The sequence below is a fragment of the Variovorax sp. Soil_C_12 genome (assembly GCF_057657375.1).
On the sequence record NZ_JBDGIO010000001.1, the window covers coordinates 476,001 to 489,929 of the forward strand.

At 67.8% G+C, this 13,929-nt stretch carries 16 protein-coding genes and 1 tRNA gene; 11 read left to right on the forward strand and 6 right to left on the reverse strand.

Going from position 1 to position 13,929, the window contains the following annotated elements; all coding sequences use genetic code 11:
• Positions 1–61: 61 nt before the first annotated feature.
• The 6 genes from prfA (at position 62) to paeA (ending at position 5,419) form a co-directional block, all read left to right on the forward strand.
• A complete protein-coding gene (gene prfA / locus AC3A6X_RS02425) occupies positions 62–1,150 on the forward strand; it encodes a peptide chain release factor 1 (RefSeq protein WP_487840655.1) in 1,089 nt (362 codons plus the stop codon).
• Entirely contained in the window at positions 1,147–2,001 is an 855-nt protein-coding gene (gene prmC / locus AC3A6X_RS02430; RefSeq protein WP_487840656.1) for a peptide chain release factor N(5)-glutamine methyltransferase, read from the forward strand. Before prfA ends, prmC begins: the two co-directional genes overlap by 4 nt.
• 29 nt (positions 2,002–2,030) lie before the next feature.
• On the forward strand, positions 2,031–2,357 hold the full coding sequence (gene grxD / locus AC3A6X_RS02435; protein WP_068680044.1) for a Grx4 family monothiol glutaredoxin: 327 nt from the start codon (positions 2,031–2,033) through the stop codon (positions 2,355–2,357).
• 76 nt (positions 2,358–2,433) lie between these two features.
• Entirely contained in the window at positions 2,434–2,934 is a 501-nt protein-coding gene (locus AC3A6X_RS02440) for a cupin domain-containing protein (RefSeq protein ID WP_487840657.1), read from the forward strand.
• A 98-nt stretch (positions 2,935–3,032) separates the two neighbouring features.
• The gene (locus tag AC3A6X_RS02445) at positions 3,033–4,040 is read left to right on the forward strand and encodes an AAA family ATPase (protein WP_487840658.1); all 1,008 of its coding nucleotides are present in this window, start codon (positions 3,033–3,035) and stop codon (positions 4,038–4,040) included.
• Between the two features lie 56 nt (positions 4,041–4,096).
• Complete coding sequence (gene paeA / locus AC3A6X_RS02450; protein WP_487840659.1) at positions 4,097–5,419, forward strand: polyamine export protein PaeA; 1,323 nt, start codon at positions 4,097–4,099, stop codon at positions 5,417–5,419.
• Here the strand turns inward: paeA and AC3A6X_RS02455 are convergent.
• Both AC3A6X_RS02455 and AC3A6X_RS02460 read right to left on the reverse strand, forming a co-directional pair.
• A complete protein-coding gene (locus AC3A6X_RS02455) occupies positions 5,416–6,060 on the reverse strand; it encodes a lytic transglycosylase domain-containing protein (protein WP_309965157.1) in 645 nt (214 codons plus the stop codon). The genes paeA and AC3A6X_RS02455 overlap by 4 nt on opposite strands.
• A complete protein-coding gene (locus AC3A6X_RS02460; RefSeq protein ID WP_487840660.1) occupies positions 6,057–7,802 on the reverse strand; it encodes a proline--tRNA ligase in 1,746 nt (581 codons plus the stop codon). Before AC3A6X_RS02460 ends, AC3A6X_RS02455 begins: the two co-directional genes overlap by 4 nt.
• A gap of 123 nt (positions 7,803–7,925) precedes the next feature.
• Here AC3A6X_RS02460 and AC3A6X_RS02465 point away from each other — a divergent pair, with 123 nt between their 5' ends.
• Entirely contained in the window at positions 7,926–8,585 is a 660-nt protein-coding gene (locus AC3A6X_RS02465; RefSeq protein WP_309966196.1) for an RNA pyrophosphohydrolase, read from the forward strand.
• A complete protein-coding gene (locus AC3A6X_RS02470) occupies positions 8,572–9,126 on the forward strand; it encodes a CNP1-like family protein (protein WP_487840661.1) in 555 nt (184 codons plus the stop codon). Before AC3A6X_RS02465 ends, AC3A6X_RS02470 begins: the two co-directional genes overlap by 14 nt.
• A 4-nt stretch (positions 9,127–9,130) precedes the next feature.
• Here the strand turns inward: AC3A6X_RS02470 and proB are convergent, their stop codons facing one another.
• The 4 genes from proB to rplU form a co-directional block, all read right to left on the reverse strand.
• Positions 9,131–10,261: a glutamate 5-kinase gene (gene proB, locus AC3A6X_RS02475; RefSeq protein ID WP_487840662.1), complete on the reverse strand. Its 1,131-nt coding sequence runs from the start codon at positions 10,259–10,261 to the stop codon at positions 9,131–9,133.
• 16 nt (positions 10,262–10,277) lie between these two features.
• Complete coding sequence (gene cgtA / locus AC3A6X_RS02480; protein WP_487840663.1) at positions 10,278–11,330, reverse strand: Obg family GTPase CgtA; 1,053 nt, start codon at positions 11,328–11,330, stop codon at positions 10,278–10,280.
• A 68-nt stretch (positions 11,331–11,398) separates the two neighbouring features.
• A complete protein-coding gene (gene rpmA, locus AC3A6X_RS02485; protein ID WP_487840664.1) occupies positions 11,399–11,656 on the reverse strand; it encodes a 50S ribosomal protein L27 in 258 nt (85 codons plus the stop codon).
• Between the two features lie 12 nt (positions 11,657–11,668).
• Positions 11,669–11,980: a 50S ribosomal protein L21 gene (rplU, locus tag AC3A6X_RS02490; RefSeq protein ID WP_106556579.1), complete on the reverse strand. Its 312-nt coding sequence runs from the start codon at positions 11,978–11,980 to the stop codon at positions 11,669–11,671.
• 184 nt (positions 11,981–12,164) lie between these two features.
• On the opposite strand from rplU, the gene AC3A6X_RS02495 reads away from it, so the two are divergent.
• From AC3A6X_RS02495 to AC3A6X_RS02505, 3 genes are all read left to right on the forward strand, one after another.
• Positions 12,165–13,157, forward strand: coding sequence for a polyprenyl synthetase family protein (locus tag AC3A6X_RS02495; protein ID WP_487840665.1), 993 nt, complete (start codon positions 12,165–12,167; stop codon positions 13,155–13,157).
• A 53-nt stretch (positions 13,158–13,210) separates the two neighbouring features.
• Positions 13,211–13,287: transfer RNA gene (locus AC3A6X_RS02500), tRNA-Pro, on the forward strand.
• Positions 13,288–13,489: 202 nt separating this feature from the next.
• The gene (locus AC3A6X_RS02505; RefSeq protein ID WP_487840666.1) at positions 13,490–13,903 is read left to right on the forward strand and encodes a DUF3574 domain-containing protein; all 414 of its coding nucleotides are present in this window, start codon (positions 13,490–13,492) and stop codon (positions 13,901–13,903) included.
• The last annotated feature ends 26 nt before the right edge of the window (positions 13,904–13,929 follow it).

Genomic DNA, 13,929 nt, shown 5'->3' on the forward strand with positions numbered 1-13,929 from the left:
CCTCCTCCCCGCTCCTGCCGCATCGCGGCATGGCTCCCTTCCCCGATTTCCCGTTCTCCCCGTGAAACCTTTCCTGCGTCAACAACTCGAGCGCTTTGCGCAACGCCTCGGCGAGCTGGACTTCCTGCTCTCGCGCGAAGACATCATGTCCGACATGACGCAGTACCGAAGCATCTCCCGCGAGCATGCCGAGGTGACGCAGGTGGCGGGCCGCTACCAGCGCTACCTGCAGCGCGAGTCGGACCTGGCGGCCGCGCGCGAGATGCTGGACGACCCGGACATGGCCGAGATGGCCCGGGAAGAGATCGCCGGCGCCGAGGCCGAGCTGGCCTCGCTCGAGGACGAGCTGCAGCGCCTGCTGCTGCCCAAGGACCCGGAGGACGCGCGCAACGCCTTCCTCGAAATCCGCGCCGGCACGGGCGGCGACGAATCTGCGCTCTTCGCCGGCGACCTGCTGCGCATGTACACGCGCCATGCCGAGCGCGCCGGCTGGCGCTGCGAGATCGTGAGCGCCAGCGAGAGCGAGCTGGGCGGCTTCAAGGAAGTAGTGGTGCGCGTGGTCGGCAACGAGGTCTTCGGGCAGCTGCGCTTCGAGTCCGGCGGCCACCGGGTGCAGCGCGTGCCCGCGACCGAGACCCAGGGCCGCATCCATACCAGCGCCTGCACGGTGGCCGTGCTGGCCGAGCCGGACGAGGCGCAGGCGGTGCAGATCAACCCGGCGGACCTTCGCATCGACACCTACCGCGCCAGCGGCGCCGGCGGCCAGCACATCAACAAGACCGATTCGGCGGTGCGCATCACGCACATCCCGACCGGGATCGTGGCTGAGTGCCAGGACGACCGCAGCCAGCACCGCAACAAGGCCAAGGCGCTGCAGGTGCTGTCGGCCCGCATCCAGGAGAAGGAGCGCAGCGAGCGCGCCGCCAAGGATGCGGCGCTGCGCAAGGGCTTGATCGGCAGTGGGGACCGCAGCGACCGCATCCGGACGTACAACTTCCCGCAGGGGCGGCTGACCGACCACCGCATCAACCTCACGCTCTACAAGCTGCAGACAATCATGGAAGGCGACCTGGGCGAGGTGCTGAAGGCCCTGCGCGCGGCGCGCGAGGCCGAGCAGCTGGCCGAGCTGGAAGCCAGCCTTCCCGCATGAAGCCCGAGGACGGCCGCTCGCCATCGACCGCGGCGCAGATGCTGGCCGCGGCCGCCGCGCTGGGCGTGGAGCGGCTCGACGCCCAATTGCTGCTGTTGCACGTACTGGGCCGGCCCTCGAGTGATCGCGCCTGGCTGCTGGCGCACGACACCGACATCCTGGCCGACACCGTCTGGCCCGCTTTCGCCCGGCTGTGCGCCCGCCGCGTGGCCGGCGAGCCGGTGGCCTACCTGGTGGGCGAGAAGGAATTCCACGGCCTCGGCCTGCAGGTCGACGCCCGCGTGCTGGTGCCCCGGCCCGACACCGAGACCCTGGTCGAATGGGCACTGCAATGCCTGCAGGGCCGCACGGCACCCACGGTGCTCGATCTGGGTACCGGCAGCGGCGCCATCGCGCTGGCGATCCAGCATGCCCGGCCCGATGCCCGGGTTGCAGCAGTCGACCGCAGCGCCGCAGCCCTGGCCGTGGCCCGCGCCAACGCGCAGCGCCTGGGGCTGGCCGTCCGGTTCGCCGAGGCCGACTGGCTGGAAGGTGCCGACGCGGACCTGGACCTGGTGGTTTCCAACCCGCCCTACGTCGCCGCCGGCGACCCGCACCTCGCCGCCCTGCGCCACGAGCCCCTGGGCGCGCTGGCGTCGGGGGCGGACGGTCTGGACGACATCCGCCGCATCGTCGAGGACGCGCCCGCGCATCTGCGCGAGGGCGGCTGGCTGCTGCTCGAGCACGGCTACGACCAGGCGGCGGCGGTGCGCGCCCTGCTCGCGCGGCGCGGCTTCGCCGAGGTGCAAAGCCGCGACGACCTGGCAGGCATCGCGCGCTGCTCGGGCGGGATCTGGCGCGCGGTGAAATAATCCGCCCAACTCATTTTTTGGAGAGGCCCATGTCCGAAGTCCAGCAGCGCATCGACGATCTCGTCAAGACCAACGATCTCGTGCTCTTCATGAAGGGCAACGCCAGTTTCCCGATGTGCGGCTTCTCGGGCCGCGCGATCCAGATCCTCAAGGCCGTGGGCGTCGACACCCGCACACTGAAGACCGTCAATGTGCTCGAGGACGAAGGCATCCGCCAGGGCATCAAGGAATACAGCAACTGGCCGACCATCCCGCAGCTCTACGTCAAGGGCGAGTTCGTCGGGGGCTCGGACATCCTGATGGAGATGTACGAATCCGGCGAGCTGCAGCAGATGCTGAACGGCAGTCCGGCGTGATCTTCCCTCCCGCGGCCATGAGCCGCACGGCCGCTCCGAAGGCGATCGCACCGTAGCCGAAGGCGAAGGTACTCCAGTGATCCACGATCATGCCGATCACGGCCACGCGCACGACACCCCCGCCTGGAAGCACGACGGCGTGCGGGTGATCCCCGGCACCCAGCTCGACACCAACACCGCGCAGACGCCGGGCATGAACCGCGCCGCGGCCATCAACTTCGCGCGCGTCGGCGCGCAGAAGCTCTGGGCCGGCACGGTGACCATCCACCCCGATGCGAAGACCGGCGCCCATCACCACGGACACCTGGAATCCGTGATCTACGTGGTGCGTGGGCACGCCCGCATGCGTTGGGGCGAGCAGCTCGAGTTCACCGCCGAGGCCGGGCCGGGCGACTTCATCTACGTGCCGCCCTACGTCCCGCACCAGGAAATCAACGCCAGCCCGACCGAGGCCCTCGAGTGCGTGCTGTGCCGCAGCGACGGCGAGGCGGTGGCCGTCAACCTCGACATCGAGCCGGTCGAGAAGCCGGAGTCGGTGCTCTGGGTCGACCCGACCCATCCGAAAGGCGGCGTCTAGGCCGCTTTTCAAAAGCCTCCGAAGCGAGAAAACATAGACAAGCGCCGACACCGGGCACGGCTTATGCTGTGCCAAAGTGTGTGCTATCGGAGGTGTCCATGGATTCCCGCCCATCCCGCGACCTGGTTCCAGCATCCACGTCGTCCTTCCAGCTGCCGGTGGCGCACTTGCGCAGTGTGTTCCGCACGCACGATGTCGAGCGCAAGCTCGCCAAGCTCCCCGAACGCGACCACGAACACCTGAGGACCACTTACGAGCGCATGCTCGAGCGCGGTCCCGAGCGCTTCCAGGTCAAGCCCAGCGGCGTGCCCGAAATGGCCGCCCTCTACGCCGAGCTGCCCAACTTCACCGACGTGCTCGACGACGTGCGGCGCCATGTCGCGCTGGCGCAGGACAGCCGCGACGGCCTGGAGGTCACGCCCATGCTGCTGCTCGGCCCGCCCGGCATCGGCAAGACCCATTTCGCCAAGCGGCTGGCCGAACTTCTGGGCACCGGCATGTCGCTGGTGCCGATGAGCTCGATGACCGCTGGCTGGCTGCTCTCGGGCGCCTCCTCGCAGTGGAAGGGCGCCAAGCCCGGCAAGGTGTTCGAGGCCCTGGTCGACGGCCAGTACGCGAATCCGGTGATGGTGATCGACGAGATCGACAAGGCCGGAGCCGACGTGCAGTACGACCCGCTGGGCGCGCTCTACAGCCTGCTGGAGCACGACACCGCCCATGCCTTCGTCGACGAGTTCGCCGAGGTGCCGATCGATGCCAGCCAGGTGATCTGGGTGACGACGGCGAACGACGTGCGCGGCATTCCCGAGCCGATCCTCAATCGGATGAACGTGTTCGAGATCGACGCCCCATCGCCCGATGCGGCGCGGCAGATCGCGCGCCAGCTCTATGCCTCGATTCGCGAGGGTCACGACTGGGGCCGCCGCCTGGTCGAGGAGCCTTCGGCCGACGTGCTCGACCAACTGGCCACGCTGGCGCCACGCGAGATGCGGCGCGCGCTGATGACCGGCTTCGGCAATGCCCGTCTGGCCGGGCGCGATGAGGTGCACGTCGAGGACTTGCCACGCACCGGCCCGGGCCGCAGCCGCATCGGCTTCGTGCAGTAGCGCAGGCGGCGCCGGGTGCTGCTCATGGCACCATGTCGGTCTTCCCCGACCGACCCATGACGCTGACCCAAAGCCTCCTCATCATCGTCCTGCTGATCGCAACCAGCGCCTTCTTCTCTCTGGCGGAGATCTCACTGGCGGCCTCGCGCCGCCTGCGGCTGCGGCAGATGGCCGACGAGGGCGACGCGCGCGCCGAGCGCGTGCTGCGCATCCAGGAGCATCCGGGCCACTACTTCACGGTGGTCCAGATCGGGCTCAATGCGGTGGCCATCCTGGGTGGCGTGGTCGGCGAAGGCTCGCTCAGCCCCTACTTCGCGCGGTTCTTCGAACTCTGGTTCACGGTCCAGGCGGCGCAGACCGCCGCCTTCCTGGCTTCCTTCGTCACCATCATCGCGGTGTTCCTGGTGTTCGCCGATCTGTTCCCCAAGCGCCTGGGCATGAACGACCCGGAGCGCCTGGCGATGCGCATGGTCGGGCCGATGCAGATGCTGATCACCGTACTGAAGCCGCTGGTCTGGCTGTTCACCCAGTGCACCGACCTGCTCTTCAAGCTGCTGCGCATACCCATGCAGCGCGACGACAAGATCACCTCGGCCGACATCCTCGCCATGACCGAGGCCGGCGCCCGCGCCGGCATCCTGGCCGTGCGCGAGCAGCAGGTGATCGCCAACGTGTTCGAGCTCGACACGCGCCTGGTCAGCAGCGTGATGACCTCACGCGACCGCATCGCCTGGTTCCAGAAGGACGACCCCGAGGCGGTGCTGCGCGCCCGCATCGTGGCCGAGCCCTTCTCGGCCTACCCCGTGTGCGAGGGCGACATCGACCACGTGCTGGGCTACGTGGATGCCAAGGACATGTTCCAGCGCGTGCTCAGCGGCCAGCCCCTGGCCTTCGGCCAGGGCCTGCCGCTGCACAAGGCGCTGATCATCCCCGACCGGCTCTCGCTCACCGAGGTGCTGGAGCAGTTCCAGCAGGCGCACGAGGACTTCGCGATCATCGTCAACGAATACGCGCTGGTGGTGGGCGTGATCACGCTCAACGACGTGATGAGCACGGTCATGGGCGACCTGGTCGGCGTGCAGGACGAGGAGCAGCAGATCGTCCGGCGCGACGAAAACTCATGGCTGATCGACGGCGTGACGCCGATCCAGGACGTGCAGCGCGCCCTCGACATCGACGAGCTGCCGCATGCCGACGAGTACGAGACGCTCGCCGGCTTCCTGATGGTGATGCTGCGCCGCGTGCCCAAGCGCACCGACACCGTGAGCTGGGGCGGCTTCACCTTCGAGGTGATGGACGTGGACAGCCACCGCATCGACCAGGTGATGGTCACGCGCGGCGGCGCGGTGGTGGCCACGCCCGCGGCCGTGGCGAGCTAGCCGCTGTCGTCGCGCCGGTCGTTGAAGACCCAGAGCCGCTGGTTGGAGAACACCGCGTTCGGATACGGCGCGCGGCCGCGGCTGCCGTTGTAGCGGCCCAGCGTCATGAAGAGGTCGCCGGCCTCGCGATCGAGGTAGTGGCGCAGTATCACGCAGCCGAAGCGCAGGTTGGTCTGCATGTGGAACAGCTTGGAGGAATCGCCGTCGCCGATCACGCGGGTCCAGAAGGGCATGACTTGCATGAGGCCGCGCGCGCCCGCGCTCGACACGGCGAACTTTCGGAAATTGCTTTCGACCTGGACGAGACCCAGCACCAGGCTGACGTCCAAACCCGCACGCCTGCTCTCGTACCAGACGGTTTGCAGAAACTCGATGCGTTCCTGATGCCCGGGAATCTTCTTCTTCAGCCGCTCGCTCATCTCACCCAACCAGCGCAGGAAGGCGAGGCGCGAGGCGGTATTGCTGAACTCGGGCTTTGGCGGGGCGCTGCTCCGTACGGCAGAGATCAGGGCGTTACGCACCGAATCGATCAGCGGCTCCTCGATCTGAGCGCCGGCATGGGCCGTGCGCGGCAGCAGCGAGAACGGCAGCGTTCCGGCGGCGGCGCCCGCCAGGAGGCACGAGCGCCGGGAAAGGCTCATGCCGCCAGTTTTCCCTTGATGAAGGCTGCGACCTCGGCCACGGGCACCTTGGTCGCCGCCGTGTCGCGGCGGTGCTGGTACTCGAACTGGCCGTCCTTCAGGCCGCGGTCGGAGATGACCACGCGGTGCGGCACGCCGATCAGCTCCCAGTCGGCAAACATGGCGCCGGGGCGCTCGCCGCGGTCGTCGAGCAGCACATCGGCACCGGCGGCCAGCAACTCGCCGTAGAGTGCCTCGGCCGCCTGCTGGACCTCCGCGCTGCGGTCCATGCCGATCGGGCACAGCACCACGGTGAAGGGTGCGATGGCGTCGGGCCAGATGATCCCGCGCTCGTCGTTGTTCTGCTCGATCGCGGCCGCCGGCAGGCGCGAGATGCCGATGCCGTAGCAGCCCATCTCGAGAAACTGCGGCTTGCCGGCCTCGTCGAGGAAGGTGGCGTTCATCGGCTTGCTGTACTTCGTGCCGAGCACGAACACATGGCCGATCTCGATGCCGCGCTCGATCGCCAGCACGCCCTTGCCGTCGGGCGAGAGGTCGCCGGCCACGACGTTGCGCAGGTCGGCCACCAGCTCGGGTTCGGGCAGGTCGCGGCCCCAGTTGACGCCGGTCATGTGAAAGTCGACCTCGTTGGCGCCGGTGATCCAGTCGGCCATCACCGCCACCTCGCGGTCGGCCACCAGCTTCACGGGCTTCTTCAGGGCGAGCGGGCCGAGGTAGCCGGGCTCGCAGCCGAAGTGCTCGTCGATCTCGGCGCTGGTCGCGAAGCGGAAGCCCTGGTCCAGGCCCGGCACCTTGCTCACCTTGATCTCGTTCATCTCGTGATCGCCGCGCACCAGCAGCAGCCAGACCTGAGAGCTCTCGACGTGGCCGTCGGCGCCGAGCTTGTCGGTGGCCAGCACCAGGGACTTGACGGTGGTCGAAAGCGGCACGCCCAGCAACTCGGCGACCTCCTCGCAGGTGGCCTTGCCCGGCGTGGGGGTCTTGGCCAGCGACTGGGTCGCCGCGGGCCGCGGGCCGGCAGGGGCCAGCGCCTCGGCCTTCTCCATGTTGGCCGCGTAATCGCTGCCGGGGCAGTAGACGATCGCGTCCTCGCCGGTGGCGGCGATCACCTGGAATTCCTGGCTGACGTCGCCGCCGATCGCACCGCTGTCCGCGGCCACCGCGCGGTAGCGCAGGCCGAAACGGTCGAAGATCTTGCGGTAAGCGTCCGCCATGACTTGGTAGCTGGCCTTGGCGCTTTCGAGGTCGCGGTCGAAGCTGTAGGCGTCCTTCATGATGAACTCGCGCCCACGCATCAGGCCGAAGCGCGGACGGCGCTCATCGCGGAACTTGGTCTGGATCTGGTAGAGGTTCTTGGGCAGCTGCTTGTAGCTGCGGATCTCCTGGCGGGCGATGTCGGTGACGACCTCCTCGCTGGTCGGCTGCACGACGAAGCCGCGCTCGTGCCGGTCCTTGATGCGCAGCAGTTCGGGGCCGTAAGCCTGGAAGCGGCCGCTCTCCTCCCACAGCTCGGCCGGCTGGACCACCGGCATGGCGAGCTCGACGGCGCCGGCGCGGTTCATCTCCTCGCGCACGATGGCCTCGACCTTGCGGATCACACGCAACCCCATGGGCATGTACGTGTAGATGCCGGTGCCCAGCTTCTTGATCATGCCGGCGCGCATCATGAGCCGGTGGCTCGCGACTTCGGCGTCAGCCGGCGCTTCCTTGAGGGTGGAGATAAAGAATCGGGAAGCTTTCATCGGTCGCGCAGAAAAGGAATCCAGGTAGGGGAGGAACGCCCGGCGGCGCCCCGGAACCGGTCGCTTTGCCGAGGGCGACCCGGCATGCATAATCGACTCAGTTCAAAAAATTGGGGTTTGATTATGCTCGACCGCGACGGCTTCAGGCCCAACGTCGGCATCATCCTGCTCAACCAGAAGAACCAGGTTTTCTGGGGCAAGCGCATCCGGACCCATTCCTGGCAGTTCCCGCAAGGCGGCATCGATCGCGGCGAGAGTCCCGAACAGGCCATGTTCCGGGAGCTGCACGAAGAAGTCGGACTCCATCCGGAGCATGTGCGCATCGTGGCCCGTACCCGCGACTGGTTGCGCTACGAGGTGCCGGACCGGTTCATCCGCCGTGACGCACGGGGTCACTACAAGGGCCAGAAGCAGATCTGGTACTTGCTGCAGCTGATCGGCCACGACTGGGACCTCAACCTGCGCGCCACCGACCACCCCGAATTCGACGCCTGGCGCTGGCACGACTACTGGGTCCCGCTGGACGTGGTGGTCGAGTTCAAGCGCGGCGTCTATGAAATGGCGCTGACCGAACTGGCCCGCTACCTGCCCCGGCAGGACTTTCGCAACCGATTCCTGCGCAGCAACGTGCGCGCTCGCGAGTTCGAGCGCCATCCGCCCGGCGCAGGCCATGAAACCCACTTCGAATTGCCTCCCGGGGCGAGCTTCGATCCGAATCCCAATGCCCCTCATCCTGCATCCGACCCGTCTTCGACCAACGACCCTCTTCATGCGCCGCGCTAAGCCGGCTCTTGTGCTCGTCCTGGCGGGCGTCCTGGCCGCCTGCGGCTCGACCCCCAGGGACACCGACAACCCGGACTGGGCGCAGGCCGGGATGCCGCCGCCGCCCAAGGTGACCGCCCAGGCCGATGAATGGAAAGAGGCCGAAGTGCCGCCGCCCCCTGCCTTCAGCGAAAGCCGGCTGATCCAGATCGAGATGCCGCCCTACTCGACGCTCAAGTTCGGCATCGACCCGGCCACCCTCAGCGTGACGGGCGATGGTGTTGTGCGCTATGTCGTGGTGGCCAGCAGCAAGACGGGCGGCGGTGGCACCAATGCCTTCTACGAAGGGATCCGCTGCGCCTCGGAGGAGATCAGGCAGTACGCGCGCTACAGCCAGGGGGCCTGGCAGGTCGTGAAGACGGCGGAATGGAAGCGCATCGACGACCGCACGCGCTATGCCAGGGAGCTGTCGCGGCAGGGCGTCTGCCGCGACCACGCGCCGCGCGCCTCGGTGCGTGAGATGCTCCAGCAGATGAAGAACCCGCTGCGCGAGCTCCCGTGAGACTTCAGCCGGGCATCAGGACCATGTTGTCCCGGTGCACCATCTCCGGCTCAGCCACATAGCCCAGCAGGCGCTCGAACTCGGCCGAGGGCTTGCGGCACAGGAGCCGCGCCTCGGCGCTGGAGTAGTTGGCCAGCCCGCGGGCCAGCTCGATGCCTGCGGCGTCCCGTACGGCGATCACGTCCCCACGCGAGAACTCACCCTCGACCGCGGTCATGCCGATCGGCAGCAGGCTCTTGCCCTCGCCCCGCACCTTGGCGGCGGCGCCGGCGTCCACCGTGACCGAGCCGCGCAGCTGCAGGTGATCGGCCATCCAGCGCTTGCGCGCCTGATGCTTGGCAGTCTGCGCCACCAGCAGGGTGCCAATGGACTCGCCGCGCGTCAGGCGCAACAGGGCGTCGGGCTCGCGGCCCCAGGCGATCACGGTCGAGGCGCCCGAGCCCGCGGCGCGCTTGGCGGCCAGGATCTTGGTGATCATGCCGCCACGGCCGAGGCTGCTGCCCGCGCCGCCGGCCATGGCCTCCAGCGCGGCATCGCCCGCGGCCGCCTCGTGCACGAAGCGCGCGTCCGGGTCCTTGCGCGGGTCGGCGGTGTAGAGGCCCTTCTGGTCGGTCAGGATCACCAGCGCATCGGCCTCCACCAGGTTGGCGACCAGCGCGCCCAGGGTGTCGTTGTCGCCGAACTTGATCTCGTCGTTGACCACCGTGTCGTTCTCGTTGATGACCGGCACCACGCCGAGCGCGAGCAGGGTCACCAGCGTGGAGCGAGCGTTCAGGTAGCGCTCCCGGTCGGCCAGGTCGGCGTGCGTGAGCAGCACCTGGGCGCTGCCCAGACCGTTTTCGCGCAGCTTGGTCTCGTAGATCTGGGCCAGGCCCATCTGCCCGACCGCTGCCGCGGCTTGCAGCTCGTGAACCTCGTGCGGGCGCGTGCGCCAGCCCAGGCGCTTCATGCCCTCGGCGATGGCGCCGCTGGAGACCATCACCACCTCACGGCCATCGCGCACCAGGGCCGCGAGCTGGCGGCTCCACTCACCGATGGCTTGGTCGTCCAGGCCCCGGCCCTCGTTGGTGACCAGGCTGGAACCCACCTTGACCACGAGGCGGCGGGCATCGCGCAGGACGGTAGAGGCAGTCATCGGCGTGGAAATCCTGTCAGGCGAAACGCGGATCAATCTCGGCGGGCGGCTGCTCCGCCACCTGCTGTGCCTTGACATGCTGGTAGACCGACTGCACCAGCGTCTCGCAGCCTTCACGGGTCAGCGCGGAGATCTCGAACACGGGACCCTTGAAGCGCAGGCGCTTAACGAAATCCTTCACCTTCGCGGCCCGCTCCTCGACTGGAATCATGTCCAGCTTGTTGAGCACCAGCCAGCGCGGCTTCTCGTAGAGCGCCGCGTCGTACTTCTTGAGCTCGCCGACGATGGCCTTGGCCTGCGCGACCGGGTCGGTATCGTCGAAAGGCGCAAGGTCCACCACGTGCAGCAGCAGGCGGGTGCGCTGCAAATGGCGCAGGAACTGGTGACCCAGGCCGGCGCCCTCGGAGGCGCCTTCGATCAGGCCCGGCAGGTCGGCGATCACGAAGCTCTGCTCCGGCCCCACCCGCACCACGCCCAGGTTCGGGTGCAGCGTGGTGAAGGGGTAGTCGGCAATGCGCGGGCGCGCATTCGAGACCGCGCTGATGAGAGTGGACTTGCCCGCATTGGGCATGCCCAGCAGCCCAACATCGGCCAGCACCTTGAGCTCCAGCTTGAGGCTCTTGCGCTCGCCAGGCCAGCCCGGCGTCTTCTGGCGCGGCGCGCGGTTGATGGCGCTCTTGAAGCGCAGGTTGCCGAAGCCGCCGTCGCCGCCCTTGGCGATGACGGTGACCTCCCCCGGCGTCAGCAGTTCGAACAGCACCTCGCCGGTCTCGACGTCGCTGATGATGGTGCCCACCGGCATCTTGAGCGTGATGTCGTCGCCGGCCGCGCCGAACATGTCCGAGCCCATGCCGTGCTGGCCGCGCCTGGCCTCGTGGCGGCGCGAGAAGCGGAAGTCCACCAGCGTGTTGAGGTTGGGGTCGGCCACCGCGAAGACATGGCCGCCGCGGCCGCCGTCGCCGCCGTCGGGGCCGCCGAATTCCTTGTACTTCTCATGGCGGAACGACACGCAGCCGTTGCCGCCATCGCCGGCGGCGATGTCGATGAAGGCTTCGTCGACGAACTTCATGAGATGTCCAGTTTACAAATGAAGAAGCCCCGGCAAAGCGGGGCTTCGAGCAGATCGAAGTGACGGGCTCAGGCCGGCGTCACGTTGACGGTTTGCTTGTTTAGCGCGCCCTTGGTGCCGAAGGACACGTGGCCGTCCACCAGGGCGAACAGCGTGTGGTCCTTGCCCACGCCGACGTTGGTGCCGGGGTGGAACTGGGTGCCGCGCTGGCGCACGATGATCGAGCCTGCGCTGATCAGTTCGCCGCCGAAAGCCTTCACGCCGAGCATCTTGGGCTTGGAATCGCGCCCGTTTCGCGTAGAGCCGCCGCCTTTTTTCTGTGCCATGGTGTCAGCTCCTTAGCCGGCGATCGCGCCGATTTGCAGCTCGGTGAACTGCTGGCGATGGCCTTGACGTTTCTGATAGTGCTTGCGACGGCGCATCTTGAAGATGCGGACCTTGTCGTGCTTGCCATGCGACAGCACGGTGGCTGTAACCGTTGCGCCGGACACCAGGGGCGTACCGACCTTGAGAGCGCTGCCGTCGCCGACTGCGAGCACTTGGTCGATCACGATTTCCTGGCCTACGTCCGCAGCAATCTGTTCTACTTTAATTTTCTCGCCGGAAGCAACGCGATACTGCTTGCCGCCGGTTTTTATGACCGCGTACATGTAAACCTCTTGAGGAAGATGGCTCCGCGGCGAATTCCGCAGAGCCCAAGATTCTAGCACGGCAAGCGCTTTCCGCCGTTGACGCCGGCCCACAGGCGTGCCCGAGGCACCCGGCTCCCTATAATCTGCGCGTTCCGGCCCCGGCCGGCCGTACTCCCCAAAGCAGCGCACGAGCGCCCTCGCCTTGTCAGTTCCCCCCGCCGATAACTCCCCCGCCGCCGCCGTGCTCAGCCTGATCGCCGAGGACATGGCCGGGGTCGATCTCGTGATCGCCCGCCGCCTCGACACCGGCGTCCCGCTGGTGCGCCAGGTGTCGCAGTACATCATCTCGGCCGGCGGCAAGCGGCTGCGCCCGGCGCTGCTGCTGCTGATGGCAGGCGCCCTGGGCTACCGCGGGGAACAGCGCTTCAACCTGGCTGCGGTGGTGGAGTTCATCCATACCGCGACCCTGCTGCACGACGACGTGGTCGACGAATCCACGCTGCGGCGCGGCCGCCCCACCGCCAACGAGTCCTTCGGCAACCCCGCCAGCGTGCTGGTCGGCGACTTTCTCTATTCCCGGGCCTTCCAGATGATGCTGGACGCCCACGACATCCGCGTCATGGAGATCCTGGCCGAGGCCACCAACGTGATCGCCGAGGGCGAGGTGCTGCAGCTGATGAACATGCACGACGCCTCGCTCGACGAGGAGGCCTATCTCCGCGTGATCCGCTCGAAGACAGCCAAGCTGTTCGAGGCCAGCACCCGCCTGGCCGCGGTGCTCGCCGGCGCCGCGCCGGAAACGGAAGAAGCCTGTGCCGCGTACGGCCAGGCCCTCGGCACCGCGTTCCAGGTGATCGATGACGTGCTCGACTACGCCGGCGATGCCAACGAGACCGGCAAGAATGTCGGCGACGACCTGCGCGAAGGCAAGACCACCCTGCCGCTGATCCTCGCCATGCAGCGGGGCACGGCGGCACAGCGCGATCTCATTCGCGCCGCCATCGAGGCCGGCGACACGACGCAACTGCCGCAGATCGTCGCCATCGTGCGCGAAACCGGCGCGCTCGACGCCACGCGCGAGGCCGCCGCGGCCGAAGCGCAGCGCGCAATCGATGCACTCGCCGGCTTCCCCGCGAATCCGCACTCCGCGGGTTTGCTACAATTAGCGGCTCAGTTGCTGGAGCGACGCGCCTGATACCTCACGTCAGTGAGGCCACAAAGGTCGAATCTTTTTCTCGCAACCACCATCGGGGTGTAGCTTAGCCTGGTAGAGCGCTACGTTCGGGACGTAGAGGCCGGAGGTTCGAATCCTCTCACCCCGACCAGATTGATTGCTGAATCCGCCACATCGGCGCGGACATCGGCAAAGGCAGCGGAGGCGCAGTTACGATGCGTCGAATCCACGACTCCCGCCCAGCATGACGAACGTCTCCTCCCCAAAGAAGATTGCGCCTTCGCCTGTCGTCAGCGAGAAGACGCGCGCCCTCGACAAACTGCTGCGGCCGGTCTGAAGGCCCCGCGAGTGTCATGCGCATCGTCCGCATCACGCTTGTCGCCAGCCTCCTCGCCTTGCTCGCCGGCTGCGCGCCCATGCAGCGGAGCGCCTGCGAAGACGCAGAACAGGCACTCGTCCACGACACGCTGTACTTCGGCACCGGCAAGCCGCGCGGCGGCGTGGTGACGCCCGCGGAATGGAGCGAATTCCTGAAGAGCACCGTCACGCCGCGGTTCCCGCAAGGCCTGACCGTGTCGCCCGCCTCCGGCCAATGGCGCGGCGCCGACGGCGCGATCGTCCAGGAGGCCTCGCAGGTGCTTCAGCTCATCCATCCCGACGACGCGGCCAGCGAGAAGGCGGTGCAGGCGCTCGTGGCCGCATACAAGGCGCAGTTCCAGCAGGAAGCCGTCCTGCGCGTCAAGGCGCGAAGCTGCGTATCCTTCTAGCCTTCGCCGCAGACCCCGCCGATCCA

Bases quoted from the DNA above. Each gene is read 5' to 3' on its own strand.
- prmC (WP_487840656.1), top strand. From the start codon at position 1,147: ATGAAGCCCGAGGACGGCCGCTCGCCATCGACCGCGGCGCAGATGCTG.
- grxD (WP_068680044.1), top strand. From the start codon at position 2,031: ATGTCCGAAGTCCAGCAGCGCATCGACGATCTCGTCAAGACCAACGAT.
- AC3A6X_RS02445 (WP_487840658.1), top strand. From the start codon at position 3,033: ATGGATTCCCGCCCATCCCGCGACCTGGTTCCAGCATCCACGTCGTCC.
- paeA (WP_487840659.1), top strand. From the start codon at position 4,097: ATGACGCTGACCCAAAGCCTCCTCATCATCGTCCTGCTGATCGCAACC.
- AC3A6X_RS02455 (WP_309965157.1), bottom strand. From the start codon at position 6,060: ATGAGCCTTTCCCGGCGCTCGTGCCTCCTGGCGGGCGCCGCCGCCGGA.
- AC3A6X_RS02460 (WP_487840660.1), bottom strand. From the start codon at position 7,802: ATGAAAGCTTCCCGATTCTTTATCTCCACCCTCAAGGAAGCGCCGGCT.
- AC3A6X_RS02465 (WP_309966196.1), top strand. From the start codon at position 7,926: ATGCTCGACCGCGACGGCTTCAGGCCCAACGTCGGCATCATCCTGCTC.
- AC3A6X_RS02470 (WP_487840661.1), top strand. From the start codon at position 8,572: ATGCGCCGCGCTAAGCCGGCTCTTGTGCTCGTCCTGGCGGGCGTCCTG.
- proB (WP_487840662.1), bottom strand. From the start codon at position 10,261: ATGACTGCCTCTACCGTCCTGCGCGATGCCCGCCGCCTCGTGGTCAAG.
- cgtA (WP_487840663.1), bottom strand. From the start codon at position 11,330: ATGAAGTTCGTCGACGAAGCCTTCATCGACATCGCCGCCGGCGATGGC.
- rpmA (WP_487840664.1), bottom strand. From the start codon at position 11,656: ATGGCACAGAAAAAAGGCGGCGGCTCTACGCGAAACGGGCGCGATTCC.
- rplU (WP_106556579.1), bottom strand. From the start codon at position 11,980: ATGTACGCGGTCATAAAAACCGGCGGCAAGCAGTATCGCGTTGCTTCC.
- AC3A6X_RS02505 (WP_487840666.1), top strand. From the start codon at position 13,490: ATGCGCATCGTCCGCATCACGCTTGTCGCCAGCCTCCTCGCCTTGCTC.